The following is a 20,719-nucleotide window of genomic DNA, read 5'->3' as shown; positions in this document are numbered from 1 at the left end:
CGAGGTTCCGCAGGTGAGCGACGACGACAAGCTCCGCTATTTCCTCCGGCGGGTGACGGCCAACCTTCACGAGACCCGTCAACGGCTCAGTGAGATCGAGGCCGCCGCCGACGAGCCGATCGCGATCGTCGGCATGGGCTGCCGCTTCCCCGGCGGCGTCCGCAGCCCGCAGGACCTGTGGGAACTGCTGGCCGGCGGTGTCGACGCGATCTCCGGATTCCCGCAGGACCGTGGCTGGGACCTGGAGGAGCTGCTCGGAACCGGGCCCGGCTCCGCGGGCACCTCGCAGGTGCGCGCCGGCGGATTCGTCGACGGCGCGGGGGAGTTCGACCCCGGGTTCTTCGGGATCAGCCCGCGCGAGGCGGTGGCGATGGACCCGCAGCAGCGGATGCTGCTGGAGGTCGCCTGGGAGGCGCTGGAGCGGGCCGGCATCGATCCGCTGTCGCTGCGCGGTTCGTCCACCGGCGTCTTCGCCGGGGCGTCGTCGTCGGGATACGGCTGGGGTCTGGGTTCGCAGACCGAGTTGGAGGGCCATCTGGTCACCGGGACCGCGAGCAGCGTGCTGTCCGGCCGGATCGCCTACACCCTCGGGCTGGAGGGCCCGGCGGTCACCGTCGACACGGCCTGCTCGTCGGCGCTGGTCTCGCTGCACCTCGCGGCCCGGGCGCTGCGGGCTCAGGAGTGCTCGCTGGCCCTGGTCGGAGGCGTCTTCGTGGCGTCGACCCCGGTGATGTTCACCGACTTCAGCGCCCAGCTGGGGCTGGCCCCGGACGGCCGCTGCAAGGCGTTCGGTGACGGGGCGGACGGCATGGGTGTGGCCGAGGGCTCCGGGATCGTCGTGGTGGAGCGCCTCTCCGACGCCCGGCGGAACGGGCACCGGGTGCTGGCTGTGGTGCGTGGCAGCGCGATGAACCAGGACGGCGCCTCCAACGGTCTGACGGCCCCCAACGGGCCTGCCCAGCAGCGGGTGATCCGGGCCGCGCTGGCCGACGCCCGGCTGTCGCCGGCCGACATCGACGCCGTCGAGGCCCATGGCACCGGAACGGCGCTGGGCGACCCGATCGAGGCCCAGGCCCTGCTGGCCACCTACGGACAGGAGCGGCCCGAGGGCCGACCGCTGCTGCTGGGCTCGATCAAGGCCAACCTCGGCCACCCCCAGCAGGCGGCCGGGATGGCCGGGGTGATCAAGATGGTGCTGGCCCTGCAGCACGGGCTGCTGCCGCGCACCCTGCACGCCGATCGGCCCTCGCCGCACATCGACTGGTCCAGCGGCCAGGTCCGGCTGCTGACCGAGGCCGCGCCCTGGGAACCGGGGGAGCGGCTGCGGCGGGCCGGGGTGTCCGGGTTCGGTATGAGCGGGACCAATGTGCACGTCATTCTCTCCGAGGATCCGGCTGCTGAAGTGGCCGCCGAGGTGGCGGCCGAGCCGGGCGCTGACGACGCGGCGCCGGACGAGGCCGCCGAGCCGGTGGAGATTGCGCCGGCCCTGCTCTCCGACGGCCCCTCGGTCTGGCTGGTGTCGAGCCGCTCGGAGGCCGGACTGGCAGCTCAGGCAGGGAGGTTGGCCGACTTTGCCGGGAGCCGGCCGGAGCTGGACACGACGGAGGTCGCCTGGTCGCTGGCGACCACCCGGTCGGCGTTCGAGTACCGGGCCGCGGTGCTGGGGGCGGACCGGGGTGGGCTGGCTGCGGGTCTGGAGGCGCTGATCGCGGGCGAACGGAACCCGGGTGCGGTCTCGGGTGTGGCGTCGCGGTTCGGGAAGAAGGTGTTCGTCTTTCCCGGTCAGGGCACTCAGTGGGTCGGGATGGGCCGGGAGATGCTGACGGTGTCCCCGGTGTTCGCGGCTCGGCTGGCGGAGTGCGCGCAGGCGCTCGAACCGCATGTGGACTGGGCCTTGGAGGACGTCCTGCTCGGTCGGCCGGGCGCGCCCGGCCTGGAGCGGGCCGATGTGGTGCAGCCGGTGCTGTGGGCGGTGATGGTGTCGCTGGCGGCGATGTGGGAGGCGGCCGGGGTCCGTCCGGATGCGGTGGTCGGGCATTCACAGGGCGAGATCGCGGCCGCTTGCGTGGCCGGGATCCTGACGTTGGAGAACGCTGCTCGGGTGGTCGCGGTCCGCAGCCGGGCGCTCTCTTCGCTGGCCGCGTCGGCCGGGATGCTCTCGGTGGTGATGCCGGCCGGCCTGGTCGAGGACCTGCTGGCGTCGAACGAGGAGTGGTCGGACCGGCTGTCGGTGGCCGCCGTGAATGGCCCGGCCACGACCGTGGTCTCCGGGGACCTGGACGCGCTGGATGAGTTCGAGCGGCTGCTGTCGGCCCGTCGGGTGCTGCGGTGGCGAATCCCGCAGATGGATTTCGTGGCCCACTCGGTCCGGGTGGAGGAGCTGCGGGAGGGACTGGTCCGGGAGCTGGGCGACATCCGCCCGCAGCAGGGCCGGATCCCGCTGTTCTCGACCGTGACCGGCGAACGCCTGGACGGCCCGGAACTGGGCGCCGAGTACTGGTACGCCAACGTCCGGGAGCGGGTCCGGTTCCAGGACGCCGTGCTGGCCCTGGCCGGGGCCGGGTACCGCAGCTTCCTGGAGGTCTCCCCGCATCCGGTCCTCACCGCGGCGATCGAGGAGACCCTCGACGACGCCGGAATCGCCGATGCTCCGCTGGTCACCGGGACGCTGGACCGTGAGGACGCCGGAGCACGGCGCTTCCTGACTGCCCTGGCCCTGGCGCATGTGCGCGGCCTGTCCGTCGCCTGGACGGCGGTGCTGCCGGCCGCGCCGGTCGTGGAACTGCCCACCTACGCCTTCGCCCGCCAGCAGTACTGGTTGTCCCCGGCCGCCCCCGGCTCCACCCCGCTGCCGGGCGAGGCGCAGAGCGAGACCGAGGCCAGGTTCTGGGCCGCCGTCGAAAACTCCGATCTGGACGGCCTCTCCGGCCTGCTGGCCGTCGAACAGCAGCCGCTGGACGAGGTGCTGCCCGCGCTGACCTCCTGGCGCAGGCGCGAGCGTGAACGCTTCGCCACCGAGTCCTGGCGCTACCGGGTCTCCTGGGCGCCGATCGCCGACCCGGCGCCTGGGCGGCTTTCCGGGGCCTGGCTCCTCGTCAGCGGTCCCGACCAGGAGCTCAACGAGCGGTTCCGGGAGATCCTCGCCGGGCACGGGGCCCAGGTCGTCCCGGTCACCTTGGACGGGACCGACCGGCAGTGCGTCGCTGCGGCCCTGCGCGACCTGTCCGACCCGTCTGTCGTCGGGGTGGTCTCGCTGCTGGCCCTGGACGAGGCCCCGCACCCGCAGTTCCCCGACGTCGCCGTCGGCGTCGCCGGGACACTGGCGTTGGTCCAGGCGCTGGGTGACGCGGGGATCGGCGCCCCGCTCTGGGTGCTGAGCCGGGGCGCCGTCGCGGCCGCCCCTGCGGACGGGTTGACCGCGCCGGTGCAGGCCCAGGTCTGGGCTCTGGGCCGGGTCGCAGGCCTGGAGCACCGGGACCGCTGGGGCGGCCTGGTCGATCTGCCCGAGGTCTTGGACCAGAGGGCGGCGGGCCGGCTGTGCGCGGTGCTGGCCGGAGACCTGGGCGAGGACCAGACCGCCGTCCGCTCCGGCGGAATTCTCGGACGTCGATTGGTCCCTGCCGCGCTGCCTCGGGACGGAGGTGCGCGCTGGCGTCCCGGCGGCACCGTGCTGATCACCGGCGGCACCGGGGCGATCGGCAGCCGTGTGGCCCGCTGGCTGGCCGGACGTGGCACCGACCGGGCCGTGCTCACCAGCCGCTCCGGCGTCCGCGCGGCCGGGGCGGTCGCGCTGGCCGCCGAGGTGGCCGCCGCCGGAACGACCGTGAGCGTGGTGGCGGGAGATGTCAGCCGCCGTGAGGACGTCACCGGGCTGCTGCGCTGGATCGCGGCCTCCGGATCGCCGCTGTCGAGCGTGATGCATACCGCCGGCGTCGTCGACAACGGCGTCCTGGACCGGCTGGACCCGGCCCGGCTGGCCTCGGTGCTGGCCGCGAAGGCCACCAGCGCCCTCCTGCTGGACGAACTGACGGCGGATCATGACCTGGACACCTTCGTGCTGTTCTCCTCGGCCGCCGCGACCTTCGGCGGCGGCGGGCAGGGCAACTACGCGGCCGCCAACGCCTTTCTGGATGCCCTGGCCCAGAACCGTCGCGGGCGCGGCCGCACGGCGCTGTCGGTGGCGTGGGGCCCGTGGGCCGGCGGCGGCGTCGCCCAGGCCAGCGAGGCCACTGTCGCCCGGCTGAGCCGGAACCGCTGGGAGGTCCTGATGGATCCTCAACTCGCGGTCCAGGCCCTGGCCGAGGCGATCGACGGCGACGACACCGCGCTGACCGTGATGGACGTGGACTGGTCGCAGATGGCCGGCGTCCCCGGCATGGCCGAACTGCACACCATCCCCTTCGTCCGCGACCTGCCGCAGATCCGTCGACTGGCCCGCACCCGAGCGGCCGACGCCGGGCCGGTGGGTGAAGTCGACCAGGCCGAGGCCGAGTTGGCACAACGGCTCTCCGGACTCTCGCGGGCCGAGCAGGACCGGCTGCTGACCGACCTGATCCGGGCCGAGGCCGCCGCCGTCCTCAACTACGCCTCGCCTGCTGCGGTCGATGCAGCCCGGGCCTTCAGCGACCTGGGCTTCGATTCGCTCACGGCCGTGGAACTGCGCAACCAGCTCAGCATGGCCACCGGAATGCGACTCCCGGCCACGCTGCTGTTCGACTACCCGACCCCGCTGGTGCTGGCCGGGCATCTGCGCACCGAACTGCTGGGCGAGCTGTCGGCGGTCCCGGCCGCAGCGGCCGCGCCGTCGGTGGACCACGAGCCGATCGCCATCGTCGGGATGGCCGGACGCTACCCCGGCGGCGTCACCGGCCCCGAGAGCCTCTGGGATCTGCTGGCGTCCGGCGGCGACGGGATCTCCGGCATCCCGCTCAACCGGGGCTGGGACCTGGACAATCTGTTCGACCCCGATCCCGATCACCCCGGGACGGCGTATGTGCAGGCCGGTGGATTCCTGCACGAGGCCGGCGAGTTCGACCCCGGCTTCTTCGGGATCAGCCCGCGTGAGGCGCTGGCGATGGACCCGCAACAGAGGCTGCTGCTGGAGACCTCGTGGGAGGCGCTGGAACGGGCCGGAATCGACCCGCGCTCGCTGCGCGGCTCCGCCACCGGGGTCTTCGCCGGCGGTTACGGCTCCGGCTACGCGACCGGGCTGCAGCTGGCTCCGGAGGGCACGGCCGGACTCGAGGGCCACATGGTGACCGGCAACGCCGGCAGCGTCATCTCCGGCCGGATCTCCTACACCCTCGGACTTGAGGGACCGTCCCTGACCGTCGACACCGCCTGCTCGTCCTCGTTGGTAGCGCTGCATCTGGCCGCCCAGGCGCTGCATTCGGGCGAGTGCCGACTGGCGCTGGCGGGCGGGGTGACGGTGATGGCGACCCCGGCCGAACTGGTCGGGTTCTCCAAGCAGCGCGGCCTGGCCGGGAACGGGCGCTGCAAGTCGTTCTCGGCCGATGCCGACGGTATGGGCATGGCCGAGGGCGCAGGCATGATCGTGCTGGAACGGCTCTCCGACGCCCGGGCCAACGGTCACCCCGTCCTGGCCGTGGTCCGGGGCACCGCAGTCAACCAGGACGGCGCCTCCAACGGACTGACAGCCCCCAACGGCCCCTCGCAGCAGCGGGTGATCCGGGCGGCCCTGGCCGACGGCGGACTGCGGCCCGCCGATGTGGACGCGGTGGAGGCGCACGGGACCGGCACGGTGCTGGGCGACCCGATCGAGGCCCAGGCCCTGGCGGCCGCCTACGGGCAGGACCGGGACGCCGAACGGCCGTTGTGGCTGGGTTCGGTGAAGTCCAACATCGGCCACACCCAGGCCGCGGCCGGGGTGGCCGGGGTGATGAAGATGGTGCTGGCCCTGCAGCACCAGCAGTTGCCAAGGACCCTGCACGCGCTCGAACCGTCCCCCCACGTGGACTGGTCAGGCTCAGGCTTGCGGCTGCTGAGCGAACCGGTGCCGTGGCCGGCGGGGGACGGGCGTCCGCGCCGGGCCGGGGTCTCGGCGTTCGGGATCAGCGGCACCAACGCCCATGTCATCGTCGAGGAGGCACCCGAACTCCCCGAGCACGAGGCGCCGATCGGGGGCGAGACCGGGCCTGCGGTGCTGACGACCGCTCCCGCGTGGCTGGTGTCCGCCAGGACCGCCGACGGACTGGCCGCCCAGGCGGAGCGGCTGGCGGCCGTGGTGAGTGCCCGCCCGGAGTCGGCACCGGTGGACGTGGGCTGGTCGCTGGCGACGGGCCGGTCGGTGTTCGAGCACCGGGCCGTTGTCACCGGGGCCGATCGCGACGGACTGCTGACGGGCTTGACCGCACTTGCGGCCGGTACGCCCAGCAACAGCGTCGTCAGTGGGGTGGCCCCGGCCGGGGCGCCGCGGATCGGCTTCGTCTTCGCCGGTCAGGGCGCCCAACGGGCTGGAATGGGACGCGAGTTGTATGCCGCGTCGGAGGTCTTTGCGGCGGCCTTCGACCGGGTGTGCGCTCTGCTGGAGCCGGAGGTCGGGCTGCCGGTCCGGGACGTGGTCCTGGGCAACGGCGAAGACGGCGATGCCCGCGCGGATCAGACCGGGTATGCGCAGGCCGGGTTGTTCGCGGTGGAGGTGGCGCTGGTCGCGGTGCTGGCGGCGGCCGGGGTGGTCCCGGAGGCGGTGGCAGGCCATTCGGTCGGGGAGATCGCAGCGGCGTACGCGGCCGGTGTGCTGACCCTTGAGGACGCCTGCCGTTTGGTCGGGACGCGGGCCCGGGTGATGCAGGCCCTCCCCGAGGGCGGTGCGATGGCGGCGGTCGCGGCGACCGAGGCCGAGATGCTGGCGGTGCTGGAGCACCGACCCGGCGTCTCGGTGGCAGCGGTGAACGGCCCGTCCTCGGTGGTGATCTCGGGTGACGAGGCCGCCGTCGACGAAGTCGTTGCAGGCTGGCGGGAACAGGGGCGGAGGGTGCGCCGGCTGCGGGTGAGCCACGCGTTCCATTCGGCCCTGATCGATCCGGTGCTGGACGAACTGGGCCGGGTGGCGGCCGGACTGGAGCAGATGGCGCCCACCCTGACCTGGGTAGGGGCGCTGACCGGTGGCGTGATCGCGGTCCCGGAGGCGGACTACTGGGTTCAGCAGGCACGGCGGCCGGTGCGGTTCGCCGACGCCGTGACCACTCTGGCCGACCAGGGCATAACGGTGTTCATCGAGATCGGCCCGGACGCGACGCTGTCGGGAATGGGACTGGCCGTCCTCTCCGCCGCTGAGCGGGCCGGCGCCGCCTTCCTTCCGCTGCTGCGGGGCGGGACAGCGGCTCCGGAGTCCCTGCTGGGCGCGCTGGCCCGGGCCCATGTCCGGGGCGTCGACGTCGACTGGGCCGCCGTACTGCCGGCCGGGCAGCGGGTCGAGCTGCCGACGTATGCCTTCCAGCACCAGTACTTCTGGCCCGGCGGCCCCCAGTCGATGCGCCAGTCGATGCGCCAGGTCGCGAGCCCGGTCTCTGGCGGCGTCGGCGGCGGCTCGGCGGCCGAGGCCCGGTTCTGGGCCGCGGTCGAGGAGGGCGATCTGGCTGTTCTGACCAACGCGCTGGATCTGGACGACGCGGCCGGGCTCGGTGCGGTGCTTCCCGCCCTGACCTCGTGGCGGCGTCAGGAGCGGGACGAATCCGCGACCGCCCACTGGCGCTACCGGACGTCCTGGGCACCGGTGAACGGCCTGCCCTCGGCCCGGCTGTCGGGGACCTGGCTGGTCGTCAGCGAGTCGGTGGACGACGAACTCGCCCAGCAGTGTGCCCAGGCGCTGACGTCCCGAGGCGCTCGGACGGTGCTCGTCGAGCTGGGCGCCGGGGCCATGGAACGCGGGTCGGTCGCCGCCAGGATCGGCGAGGCGCTGGCGGACTCGGCCGAGGGTGTCAGCGGAGCTGTTTCGTTGCTGGCGCTGCGGGAGGAGGTGCTGCCGGGGCACGAACCCGTACCGGCCGGGGTCGCGGGCACGCTGACGCTGGTTCAGGCACTGGGTGACGCCGGGCTGACGGCGCCGCTGTGGCTCCTGACCCGGGGGGCTGTGGCCGCGGCGCCGGCCGAGGTGTTGGCAGCCCCGGTCCAAGCCCAGATCTGGGGGCTGGGGCAGGTGGCCGCGCTGGAGCATCCGGACCGCTGGGGCGGGCTGATCGATCTGTCTCCGGTCTGGGACGAACGGGTCGGCGCGCGGCTGGCGGCGGTGCTGGCCGGCTGCGGCGAGGACCAGGTGGCGATCCGGGACGCCGGTGTGCTGGGACGTCGGCTGCTCCGGGCCGCCCCTGCCCCGGCCGGCGGCGGCTCCCGCTGGGTGTCGCGGGGGACGGCGTTGGTCACCGGGGGTACCGGTGCGATCGGCGCCCGGGTGGCCCGCTGGCTGGCCGGGCGGGGAGCCGAGCGCGTCGTCCTGTCCAGCCGTTCCGGTGCCGGTGCGCAGGGCGTCGCGCGGCTGGCGGCCGACTTGGCCGAGGCCGGAACCGAGACCCTTGTGCTGGCGGCGAATGTCGCCGAGCGGGCCGATGTCGCCCGACTGCTGGCCGCGAGCGCGGCTGACGGCCCCCCACTGCGGACGGTGGTGCACACCGCCGGAGTCGTGGACGACGGAGTGCTGGACCGGCTGGACGCCTCGCGACTGGCCACGGTGCTGGCGGCGAAGGCGGGCGGGGCGGCTGCCCTGGACGAGCTGACGGCGGGTCTGGAGCTGGACGCTTTCGTGCTGTTCTCGTCCTCGGCCGGCACCTTCGGCGGCGGCGGGCAGGGCAACTACGCGGCGGCCAACGCGTTCCTGGACGCCCTGGCGCAGAACCGGCGCGGCCGGGGGCTGGCCGGCACATCGCTGGCCTGGGGTCCCTGGGCCGGCGGGGGGATGGCGCAGGCCGGCGAGGCGGCCCGGCAGCGGCTCGACCGGGGCCTGCTGCGCGCCATGGAGCCGGACCTGGCGCTGCGGGTGCTCGGCCAAGCACTGGCCGACGACGGCTCCAACGGCGTGCTGACCGTCATGGACCTCGACTGGGCCCAGGCGGTGTCCAGGATGGGCGCTCTGCACCGGCTCCCCTTGGTCCGCGACCTGCCGGAGATCCGCGCCCTTCTGTCCGCTGCGTCCGTCGACGCCCCCGGTGCGAGCCCGGGTGGCACGGATCTCGCCCGACAGCTGGCCGGCCTGGGCCGGGCGGCCCAGGAGCAGACGCTGATCGATCTGGTCCGGACCGAGGCGGCGGCGGTGCTCGGCCACCAGTCCGCCACCGCGGTCGACGCCGACCGGGCGTTCGGCGACATCGGGTTCGACTCGCTGACCGCGGTGGAACTGCGTAACCGGCTTACCGTCGGCAGCGGTCTGAGCCTGCCGGCGACGCTGGTGTTCGACTACCCGACACCACGGGCCCTGGCGGATCACCTGCGCGGTGAACTGCTCGGCGACGTCGATGCGTTCGACCGCTTCCGAGGTCCGGCCGCGGTGGACGGCGACCCGATCGCCATAGTCGCCATGGCCTGCCGCTTCCCCGGCGGGGTGCGCAGCCCCGAGCAGTTCTGGGACCTGCTGGCCACCCGTAGGGACGCGGTTTCCGGCTTCCCGGTCGACCGTGGCTGGGATCTTGACAGCCTGTTCGACTCGGATCCGGGGCGGGCCGGTACCTCGCACACGCGCGCCGGCGGTTTCATCCATGACGCGGGCGAGTTCGATCCCGGGTTCTTCGGGATCAATCCGCGCGAGGCCCTGGCGATGGACCCGCAGCAGCGCATCCTGCTGGAGACCTCCTGGGAGGCGCTGGAACGGGCCGGTCTGGAACCGCGCTCGCTCCGGGGCAGCGACACCGGGGTGTTCGCCGGAGCGGGATTCTCCGGCTACGGCGTCGGCGCCGACGACAGCGGGTTGGAGGGCTATCAGCTGACCGGGATGGCCGCGAGCGTCATTTCGGGCCGAATCTCGTACTCGCTGGGCCTGGAGGGCCCGGCGGTGACGGTGGACACGGCGTGTTCGTCGTCGCTGGTGGCCCTGCATCTGGCCGCACAGGCGCTGCGATCGGGCGAGTGCTCGTTGGCCCTGGCCGGCGGCGTGACGGTGATGGCGGTGCCGACCGGGTTCTCCGAGTTCTCCCGCCAGCAGGGCCTGGCCTCGGACGGCCGGTGCAAGGCGTTCGGGGCCGGCGCGGACGGGACCGGCTGGGCCGAGGGCGCCGGGATGCTGCTCCTGGAACGGCTGTCGGACGCCCGTCGCAATGGGCATCGGGTGCTGGCTGTGGTGCGTGGCAGTGCAGTGAATCAGGACGGTGCGTCGAACGGGTTGACGGCGCCGAACGGTCCGTCGCAGCAGCGGGTGATCCGGGCGGCGCTGGCGAGCGCGCAGTTGTCGGCGTCGGATGTCGACGTGGTGGAGGCGCACGGGACCGGGACGGTGCTGGGTGACCCGATCGAGGCGCAGGCGCTGCTGGCGACGTACGGTCAGGACCGTTCGGAGGAACGGCCGTTGTGGCTGGGGTCGGTGAAGTCCAACATCGGGCACACCCAGTCGGCGGCCGGCGTGGCCGGGGTCATGAAGATGGTCCTGGCACTGCAGAACGGTCTGCTGCCGCCCACGCTGCACGCCGATGAGCCGTCCGAGCACATCGACTGGTCGACCGGACAGGTCCGATTGCTGACCGAGGCGGTCCCCTGGGTGGCCGGAGACCGTGCGCGGCGCGCCGGGGTGTCCTCGTTCGGGATGAGCGGCACCAATGCCCACCTCATCCTCGAAGAGGTCCCCGAAGCCGAGCCGGTCCCGCTGGAGGACACGTCCCCGGACCGTGCACTGCCCGTGCTGCCGGGCACTCCGGCCTGGCTGGTCTCGGGGCGGACCCGGGAGGCACTGCGGGCCCAGGCGGGCCGGTTGGCCGCGCATCTGGACACCGCTGTGGCGCCGGATCCGCTCGACATGGGCTGGGCGCTGGCGACCACACGGTCCACCTTCGAGCACCGGGCGGTCGTTTTCGGTGCGGATCAGGACGAACTGGCGGCCCAGCTGGGCGCGTTGGCGGCGGGGGAGTCCTCTGCCGGTGTGGTGAGCGGAGTGGCCGGTGCAGTGGGCCCGGTGGTGTTCGTGTTCCCCGGCCAGGGTTCGCAGTGGGTCGCGATGGGACGCGAGCTGGCGTCGTCGTCGCCGGTGTTCGCGGCCCGGCTGGCCGAGTGCTCGCAGGCGCTGGCGCCGTATGTGGAGTGGTCGTTGGACGAGGTGCTGTCGGGTGCCGAGGGGGCGCCGAGCCTGGAGCGGGTCGACGTGGTGCAGCCCGCGCTGTGGGCGGTGATGGTGTCGCTGGCAGCGGTCTGGCGGGCCGCCGGGGTGAACCCGGGCGCGGTGGTGGGACATTCGCAGGGCGAGATCGCGGCGGCGGTCGTGGCCGGGATCCTGTCCCTGGAGGACGGCGCCAAGGTGGTGGCGCTGCGCAGTCAGGCGCTGACCGCGCTCTCGGGCCGGGGCGGGATGCTGTCGATCGGCGAGCCGGTCCAGGTCATCACCGAACGGATCGGGGCCTGGGACGGCCTGGTGTCGGTGGCAGCGGTCAACGGTCCCGAGGCGACCGTCGTCTCCGGGGACGTCGCCGCACTGGCCCGGATCGCCGACGCGTGCGAACGCGCCGGGGTGCGGACCCGGCCGCTGCCGGTCGACTACGCCTCGCACGGACCGCAGGTGGAGCAGTTGCGGGAGGAGATCCTGACCGTTCTGGACGGGATCGCCCCGCAGCCGGGCTCAGTTCCGATGATGTCGTCCCTGACCGGCGAGGTACTGCCCGGGACGGACGCCGGGCCGGACTACTGGTACGCCAGCCTGCGCGGATCGGTGGACTTCTCCCGGGCTGTGGAGGCGCTGCACGACGACGGGCACAGAGTGTTCGTCGAGGTGTCACCGCACCCGGTGCTGACTGCGGCGATCAGCGCCACGCTCGACCGGCGGCCGCAATCGGCGGACTCCGCCGAGAGTACGCCGGTGGTGGTCGGGACCCTGCGGCGTGACGACGGCGGTCCCGTGCGGGTGCTGCAGTCCTTCGCCGAGGTACACGTCCAGGGTGTGGCGGTGGACTGGCCGACCGTGCTCACGCCGGGTCAGCCGGTGGATCTGCCGACGTATGCGTTCGCGCGGGAGCGGTACTGGGTCGAGGGCATGCTCGCGGCCCCTGCCGGGAAGCGGGTCGGCGACCCGGCGGAGGACCGGTTCTGGGCGGCCGTCGACGAGGGCGATGTGGCGGGCCTGGCCGAGACACTGGCGCTGGAGGGCCAGGGTCTGGAGCAGGTGCTGCCCGCCCTGGCGTCCTGGCGCCGCCGGGAGCGGAGCCGGTCGCTGACGGCGGACTGGCGCTACCGGGTCTCCTGGGTGCCGGTCGCCGACCCCGGCCCGGCTGTGCTGGCCGGGAGCTGGCTGGTCGTCACCGGAGCGGCGGGCGCCGATTCGGCCGACGGCTGCGTCCGGGCCCTGGCGGGACGTGGAGCGGACGTGCTGCTCGTCGAGGCCTCGTCGGCGGATCGGGAGGCTCTCACGGACCGGCTGCGGGAGGCTGCCGGAACTCGGACCCTGTCCGGCGTGCTGTCGCTGCTGGCGCTGGACGGCACGCCGTTGGCGGACACCCCGGTGGTCCCGACCGGCCTGGCCGCCACGGTCGGGCTGGTCCAGGCGCTCGGGGAGCTGGAACTCGCTGCTCCGCTGTGGGTGCTGACGTCCGGTGCGGTCGGACCTGACCAGGTGTCGGCCGGCCTGGCGCAGGCCCAGGTGTGGGGGCTGGGGCGGGTCGCCGCGCTGGAGCATCCGGACCGCTGGGGCGGCCTGATCGACGTGCCAGTGGTGCTGGACGGCGCGGCGGCGGACCGGCTGTGCGCCGTGCTGGCAGCGGCGGCGGGCGGTGAGGACCAGGTGGCGATCCGGGGCACGGGCGTACTGGCCCGGCGTCTGGTGCGGGCTCCGCAGCCGAAGGCGAAGCGGCAGTCGCGGAACCGGGGCCCGTGGGCGCCGCGCGGGACCGTACTGGTGACCGGTGGCACCGGGGCGATCGGTGGACGGCTGGCCCGCTGGGCTGCGGCCCGGGGTGCGGTGCGGGTGGTGCTGTCCAGCCGCTCGGGTCCGGCCGCGGCCGGGATCGGCGCGCTGGCGGCGGAATTGGCGATGGCGGGTACATCGGTGGCAGTGCTGGCCGGTGATGTCGGCGCCCGGGCGGAGGTGGCGGCCCTGGTCGAGTGGATCGGTGCGAGCGGACCCGGGCTGAGCTCGGTGTTCCACGCGGCCGGTGTGGGCGGCGGCGGTCCGCTGGCGGAGCTGGACGTTGCCGGTCTGGACGCCTCGATGGCGGCCAAGGCCGGCGGCGCGGCCCACCTGGACGCGCTGACGGCGGACCTGGACGCGTTCGTCACCTTCTCCTCCGGGGCGGCCACCTGGGGCAGCGCCCACCTCGGCGGCTACGCGGCCGCCAATGCCTTCCTGGACGCGCTGGTCGAGGACCGGCGCGGGCGCGGACTGCCCGGCACGTCGGTGGCCTGGGGTCTGTGGGGCGGCGGCGGAATGGCCGAGGGCGAGTCCGGGGCGCATCTGCAGCGCATGGGCCTGCGTGAGTTGGACCCGGATCTCGCGATCGGCGCGCTGGCGCAGGCACTTGACCAGGGCGAGGGTCCGATCACGGTCGCGGACATCGACTGGGCCAGGTTCGCGCCCGTCTTCACCGTGCACCGGCCCAGCCCGTTGCTCGGCGACCTGGCCGAGGCCCGGCAGGCGCCGGCCGATCCGGTGCTGTCCGGCGCGGGTCAGGAGCGGACTGCGGGTTCCGCACTGACGGCCCGTCTGAACGGCCTGAACCGGGCCGAGCAGACCCGGGTGCTCACCGACCTGGTGCGGACCGAGGCGGCCGTAGTCCTCGGACACTCGTCCCCGGAGGCGCTGGCGGCCGGTCGGGCGTTCAAGGATCTCGGTTTCGACTCGCTCACCGCCGTGGATTTGCGCAACCGGCTGAACACCGCCACCGGGATGGCCCTGCCGGCCACCCTGGTCTTCGACTACCCGACCTCGGCCGTTCTGGCCGGTTTCCTGCGCTCGGAGCTGCTGGGCGACCGGGACGACGCCGTGGTCGTCACCGCGACTGCCACCGACGAGCCGATCGCGATCGTCGGCATCGGCTGCCGCTTTCCCGGCGGAGTCCGCAGTCCCCAGGACTACTGGCAGTTGCTGGCCGCCGGCGCCGACGTCGTCTCCGAGCTGCCGACCGACCGCGGCTGGGACATGTCGGCCATCCATGACGCGGCCGCGGGCGAGCCGGGACAGGTTCCGCGCGGCGGATTCGTCTACGACGCGGGCGACTTCGATCCCGGGTTCTTCGGCATCAGCCCGCGTGAGGCGCTCACCATGGACCCCCAGCAGCGGCTGCTGCTGCAGACCTCGTGGGAAGCACTGGAGCGGGCCGGAATCGACCCGGGACTGTTGCGCGGGTCGGCGACCGGAGTGTTCGTCGGGGCCTCCTGGTCCGGATACGGACTCGACCGGCAGCAGGATGCGGGCGGGGACAAGGGGCACCTGCTGACCGGCACGTCGAGCAGTGTGCTCTCCGGGCGGATGTCGTACGTGCTGGGCCTGGAGGGCCCGGCGGTGTCGGTGGACACGGCCTGCTCGTCGTCCCTGGTCGCGCTGCACCTGGCCGGCCAGGCGCTGCGCTCGGGGGAATGCACCCTGGCGCTGGCCGGTGGCGCGTTCGTGGCGGCGACACCGGTGATGTTCACCGGCTTCAACTCTCAGCTGGGACTGGCGAAGGACGGCCGTTGCAAGGCCTTCGGGGCAGGCGCGGACGGCATGGGAATGGCCGAGGGAGCCGGCGTCCTGGTGCTGGAACGGCTCTCCGACGCGGAGCGAAACGGCCACCCGGTGCTGGCCGTTGTGCGTGGCAGCGCGGTGAATCAGGACGGTGCGTCGAACGGACTGACTGCGCCCAACGGGCCCTCGCAGCAGCGGGTGATCCGGGCGGCGCTGGTCAGCGCGGGGCTCTCGGCGTCCGACGTCGATGCGGTGGAGGCGCACGGGACCGGGACGGTGCTGGGTGACCCGATCGAGGCGCAGGCGCTGCTGGCGACCTACGGTCAGGACCGGGTACAGGACCGGCCGTTGTGGCTGGGGTCGGTGAAGTCCAACATCGGCCACACCCAGGCCGCGGCCGGAATGGCGGCCGTCATCAAGATGGTGCTCGCCCTGCAGCACCAGGAACTGCCGCGGACCCTGCACGTCGAGGAGCCCTCGCCGCACATCGACTGGGCGTCGGGTGAGGTGCGGTTGCTGGCCGAGGCCCGGCCGTGGCCGGTGAACGGGCGTGCGCGCCGGGCCGGGGTGTCGGCGTTCGGGATGAGCGGAACCAATGTCCACACCATCCTTGAGGAGGCCCCCGAAGCGGCCGCGGATCGCGATGCCGCGGGTCTGCCGGTGGGGCCGGCGGTGCTGGCCGACGCGGAGCCGGTGTGGCTGCTGTCCGGGCGCACCGCAGCCGCGCTGGCCGCGCAGGCCCGGCGGCTGGAAAGCCACCTGAGCCTGCATCAGGAGCTGGACCCGGTTGACGTGGGCTGGTCGCTGGCGACGGGCCGGTCGGCGTTCGAGCACCGCGCTGTCATCTCCGGAGCCGACCGGGGCGAGCTGATGTCGGGCCTGACGGCGGTGACTTCCGGCGAGTCGGCGGCCGGAATCGTCAGCGGCACGGCATCGGCCGGGCGGCCGCGACTGGGCTTCCTGTTCGCGGGGCAGGGAGCACAGCGGGCCGGGATGGGCCGTGGCCTGTATGCGGCATCCCCGGTGTTCGCCGCCGCGTTCGACGAGGCCTGCGGGTTGCTGGAGGCCGAGTTGGGCCTGCCGATCAGGGATGTCGTCCTCGGTGGTGACGAGAGCGATGCACGGGCCGATCGGACGGTGTTCGCTCAGACCGGGCTGTTCGCCGTCGAGGTGGGCCTGGTGGCGATGCTGGCGGCGGCCGGGATCGTGCCCGACGCGGTCGCCGGCCACTCGGTCGGGGAGATCGCCGCCGCCCACGCGGCCGGCGTGCTGACCCTGGCCGACGCCTGCCGACTGGTCGCTGTGCGGGGCCGGTTGATGGAGGCCCTTCCCGAGGGCGGGGCGATGGCGGCGATCGAGGCCGAAGAGGCAGAGCTGCTCGCAACCCTGGACCAGGCGTCCCGGGTGTCGGTGGCGGCGGTGAACGGACCGTCGTCGGTGGTGGTATCGGGCGACGAGACCGCCGTCGAAGCGATGCTGGAGAGCTGGCGGGAGCAGGGACGGCGGGTGCGCCGACTGCGGGTCAGCCATGCGTTCCACTCGGGCCAAATGGATCCGATGCTTGACGAACTCCGTTCGGTAGCAGCCGAGTTCGAGCATGCGGCGCCAGCGGTGACCTGGGTGGGCGCGCTCACCGGTGAAGTGGTCACCGAGCCGGACGCGGACTACTGGGTGCAGCAGGCGCGCCAGGCGGTCCGGTTCGCCGATGCCGTCAACACGCTTGCAGGTCAGGGCGTTTCGGTTCTCATCGAGATAGGCCCGGACGGGACGTTGTCGGCGATGGGTCCGGCCGCTCTCGACGGTGGCGACGAACCGGTGTTCATCCCCCTCCAGCGTGCGGACGCACCTGCGCGGAACACCGTGCTGGCCGCCCTGGGCCGCGCTCATGCGCAGGGCGTCGACGTCGACTGGGCCGCCGTCCTCCCGGCCGGGCAGCGGGTCGAACTGCCGACCTATGCATTCGAGCAGGAACGGTTCTGGGTGCGCGGAGATCAGCCGGACGGCTCGCTGGGGACCGCCGATCGTGGTTCGGAGAGTGCCGAGGAGCAGCGCTTCTGGGCGGCCGTGGAGGGCGGCGACGTCCGGGCTCTGGCTGAGACCATGTCCGTGGCGGACCGGGAACGGCTTGATGACGTCATGCCGATGCTGACCTCCTGGCGGCGCAGGGAGCGGGAGCAGTGGGTCTCGGCCGGCTGGCGATACGCGGTGTCCTGGACGCCGGTGGCCGATCCGGCACCGGCCGTCATGTCCGGGGTCTGGCTGGTGCTCGCCGACCGCGAGGCCGGGCAGGCCGATGAGTATCTGCGGGCGCTGAACGCCCACGGCGCCGAGACGGTCCTGGTGGAACTGGCCGCCGACGAGCTGGATCGGGACTCGATCGCGGCCCGGGTCGGCCAGGCTGTCGACGGCGTGCCGGCCGTCGCTGGGGTGGTCTCGCTGCCGGCCCTGGCCTCGGAGCCGTCGTCCCTGGTGGCCGCCGGCCTGGCCCGAACCCTCGGGCTGGTCCAGGCGCTGGGCGATCTGGACATCGCGGGGCCGCTGTGGGTGCTGACCCGGGGCGCGGTCGCGGCCGGCGCCGGTGAGGCACCCACCGCACTGATGCAGGCTCAGATCTGGGGACTGGGACGGGTGATCGGCCTGGAGCACCCCGACCGGTGGGGCGGTCTGATCGACCTGCCGGAGGTCCTGGACGCGCGTACGGCCGAGCGCATGTGCTCGGTCCTGGCCGACACCGGACCGGGCGGCGAGGACCAGGTGGCGATCCGGGGAGCCGGGATCCTGGGCCGTCGGCTGGTCCGGGCCGTGCCCGTCCGGCACCGCGGCGAACGATGGACACCTGACGGAACGGTTCTGGTCACCGGGGGCAGTGGCGCGCTCGGCGGCCACGCGGCGCGCTGGGCAGCCGGCCGCGGCGCCGATCGAATTGTGCTGACCAGCCGTTCGGGCGCGAACGCGGCGGGAGTGGCGGCATTGGCGGCAGAAGTGGCCGCAGGTGGAACTGCGGTGGAGGTACTGGCCGGTGACATCGGTGCCCGCGACGATGTCGCGCGGTTGCTCGACTGGATCGCGGCCAGCGGGCCCGAGCTCCGCGGGGTGATCCATGCCGCCGGGATGCCGGAGGCCGTCCCGGTCGAGGAGGCGGACTTGGCCGGGGTGGCTGCGGTGATGGCGGCCAAGGTCGGTGGGGCGGTCTGGCTGGACGAACTGACGGCGGATCTGGATCTCACCGCGTTCGTGGTGTTCTCGTCGATCTCCTCGACCTGGGGCAGCGGCCATCAGCCGGGCTATGCGGCCGGAAACGCCTTCCTGGACGCACTGATCGAGGACCGGCGGGCCAGGGGCCTGGCCGGGACCTCGGTGGCCTGGGGGCCGTGGGCCGGCGGCGGCATGGCCGACAGCGACGGCGCGGCCGCTGCGCTGCAGTCCCGAGGACTGCGGTTCCTCGACGCCGACCGGGCCATTGGCGCTCTGGCCTCGATCGTGGACGGCGGCGGCGGGGTGGTGACGGTCGCTGACGTCGACTGGGCCCGATTCGCCGAGCTGTTCACCCTGCGGCGGCCCAGCCCGCTCATCGCCGACCTGCCCGACGTCCGCGAGGCCCGTGCGAACTCCACGGAGCCGGACGGTTCCGACCCGGGTACGGGAACCACCGCCCTGGCCGAGCAGTTGGCGGGCCGGCCGAGGGCCGAGCAGGACCGGATCCTGGTGAACCTGGTCCGGACCGAGGCTGCGGCCGTACTGGGCTATGCCTCGTTGGAGTCGGTCGGCGCCGACCGGGCCTTCAAGGACCTCGGGTTCGACTCCCTGACCGCGGTCGAGCTGCGGAACCGGTTGAACGGGGCCACCGGCCAACGACTCCCCGCCACCGTCATCTTCGACTACCCGACGTCTGCGGTGCTGGCCGCTCATCTCAGGGCCGGGATCTACCGGGACGAGGAATCCGCACCTCCGGTGTTCACCGACCTCGACGCACTGGAATCCATCCTTTCTGCCATCCCGGCGGACAGTGATATTCGCGCGGACGTCACAGTCCGCTTGCAGACTGTCCTTTCGAAGTGGATCAGGGCCGACGACACCCCGCAGGATAACGAGGCGGCAGGAAAACTCGAGGCCGCAACCGCCGACGAGGTCATCGATTTCATCGAGAACGAGCTCGGGGTGTTGTAGATCCGATGCTCACCGAACTCACCGAAGCTGTCGGCACTGGAATTGAGGGAGGGCTCTGATGGTGGAGAATGAAAAACTTCTGGCCTACCTGAAGAGGGTGTCGGCCGAGTTGTACGAAACCCGGGACCGGCTGCGCAAATTCGAGACCGGCGAACTGGAGCCCCTTGCGATCGTCGGCATGAGCTGCCGGCTCCCGGGCGGCGTCGACAGCCCGGAGAGCCTGTGGGAGCTGCTCGCCGCGGGCACGGACGCGATCTCCGGGTTCCCGGCCGACCGGGGCTGGGAGAGCGGGATGGAACTCGACCCGGACTCGTCCATGTGCCGGGGCGGCTTCGTCCACGGCGCGGCCGACTTCGACTCCGACTTCTTCGGGATCAGCCCGCGCGAGGCCCTGGCGATGGACCCGCAGCAACGGCTGATGCTGGAGACCTCCTGGGAAGCGCTGGAACGCACCGGTATCGACCCCAAGTCGCTGCAGGGATCGTCGACGGGAGTGTTCACCGGAGCGTCCTTCTCCGGGTACCCGGTGAGCGCGGCCACCGGATCCGGGATCTACCAGCTGACCGGGGCGGCGCCGAGCGTCATCTCGGGCCGGGTCTCGTACTCGCTGGGCCTGGAGGGCCCGGCGGTGACGGTGGACACGGCGTGCTCGTCGTCGCTGGTGGCCCTGCATCTGGCCGCGCAAGCGCTGCGCTCGGGGGAGTGCACGCTGGCCCTGGCCGGCGGGGTGACGGTGATGGCCGTCCCGGCGGCGTTCTCGGAGACCTCACGCCAGGAAGGCCTGGCCGAGGACGGCCGCTGCAAGGCGTTCTCGGCGGCCGCGGACGGAACCGGCTGGGCGGAGGGGGCCGCGGTCCTGGTACTGGAACGGCTGTCGGAGGCGCGTCGGCACGGTCATGCGGTGCTGGCTGTGGTGCGTGGCAGTGCGGTGAATCAGGACGGTGCGTCGAACGGGTTGACGGCGCCGAACGGTCCGTCGCAGCAGCGGGTGATCCGGGCGGCGCTGGCGAGCGCGCGGCTGTCGGCGGCCGATGTGGATGTGGTGGAGGCCCACGGGACCGGGACGGTGCTGGGTGACCCGATCGAGGCGCAGGCGCTGCTGGCGACGTACGGTCAGGATCGGCCCGAGGACCGGCCGGTGTGGCTGGGGTCGGTGAAGTCCAACATCGGTCACACCCAGGCTGCCGCAGGGGCGGCTGGGGTGATGAAGATGGTCCTCGCGCTCCAGAACGGCCTCATGCCGCCGACTCTGCACGCCGATGAGCCGTCGGAGCACATCGACTGGTCGGCCGGGCAGGTGCGGCTGCTGACCGAGGCGGTGCCATGGCCGGCCGACGGACGGCCCCGGCGGGCAGCGGTGTCGGCCTTCGGGGTCAGCGGCACCAACGCGCACGTCATCCTTGAGGAAGCCCCCGCCGCTGAGACGGACGTCGACGAGCCGACCGCGGCAACCGCCCCGGGCGACGCGGCGAGCATACTGACCGGTCCGACTACGGCCTGGTTGCTCTCGGCCCGCAGCGCCGCCGGACTGACCGCCCAGGCCGGGCGGCTGCGCGCGTTCACCTCAGCCGGAAAGCCCTTGGACCCGGTGGATGTGGGCTGGTCGCTGGCCACCACCCGCTCGGCATTCGAGCACCGGGCGGTGGTGCTCGGCGAGTCTCGGGACGAGATGGCGGCGGGTCTGTCGGCGCTGGTCGCCGGCGAGCCGTCGGCGGGGGTGATTTCCGGTGGCGCGGCTGCTGCTGGTCCGGT

General features: G+C 73.2%; 2 protein-coding genes. Both read left to right on the top strand.

The window, feature by feature from the left end; translation table 11 throughout:
- Nucleotides 1-13 precede the first annotated feature (13 nt).
- Nucleotides 14-18,967, top strand: a complete 18,954-nt coding sequence (locus TR46_RS10085) for a type I polyketide synthase (protein ID WP_042397185.1) — start codon at nucleotides 14-16, stop codon at nucleotides 18,965-18,967.
- A 58-nt stretch (nucleotides 18,968-19,025) separates the two neighbouring features.
- A partial coding sequence (locus TR46_RS10080; protein ID WP_042397182.1) for a type I polyketide synthase occupies nucleotides 19,026-20,719 on the top strand: 1,694 nt, incomplete at its 3' end.

It is taken from the genome of Streptacidiphilus carbonis (genome assembly GCF_000787775.1).
Classification (GTDB): Bacteria; Actinomycetota; Actinomycetes; order Streptomycetales; family Streptomycetaceae; genus Streptacidiphilus; species Streptacidiphilus carbonis.
This window is presented reverse-complemented; position numbering and strand designations above follow the sequence as displayed.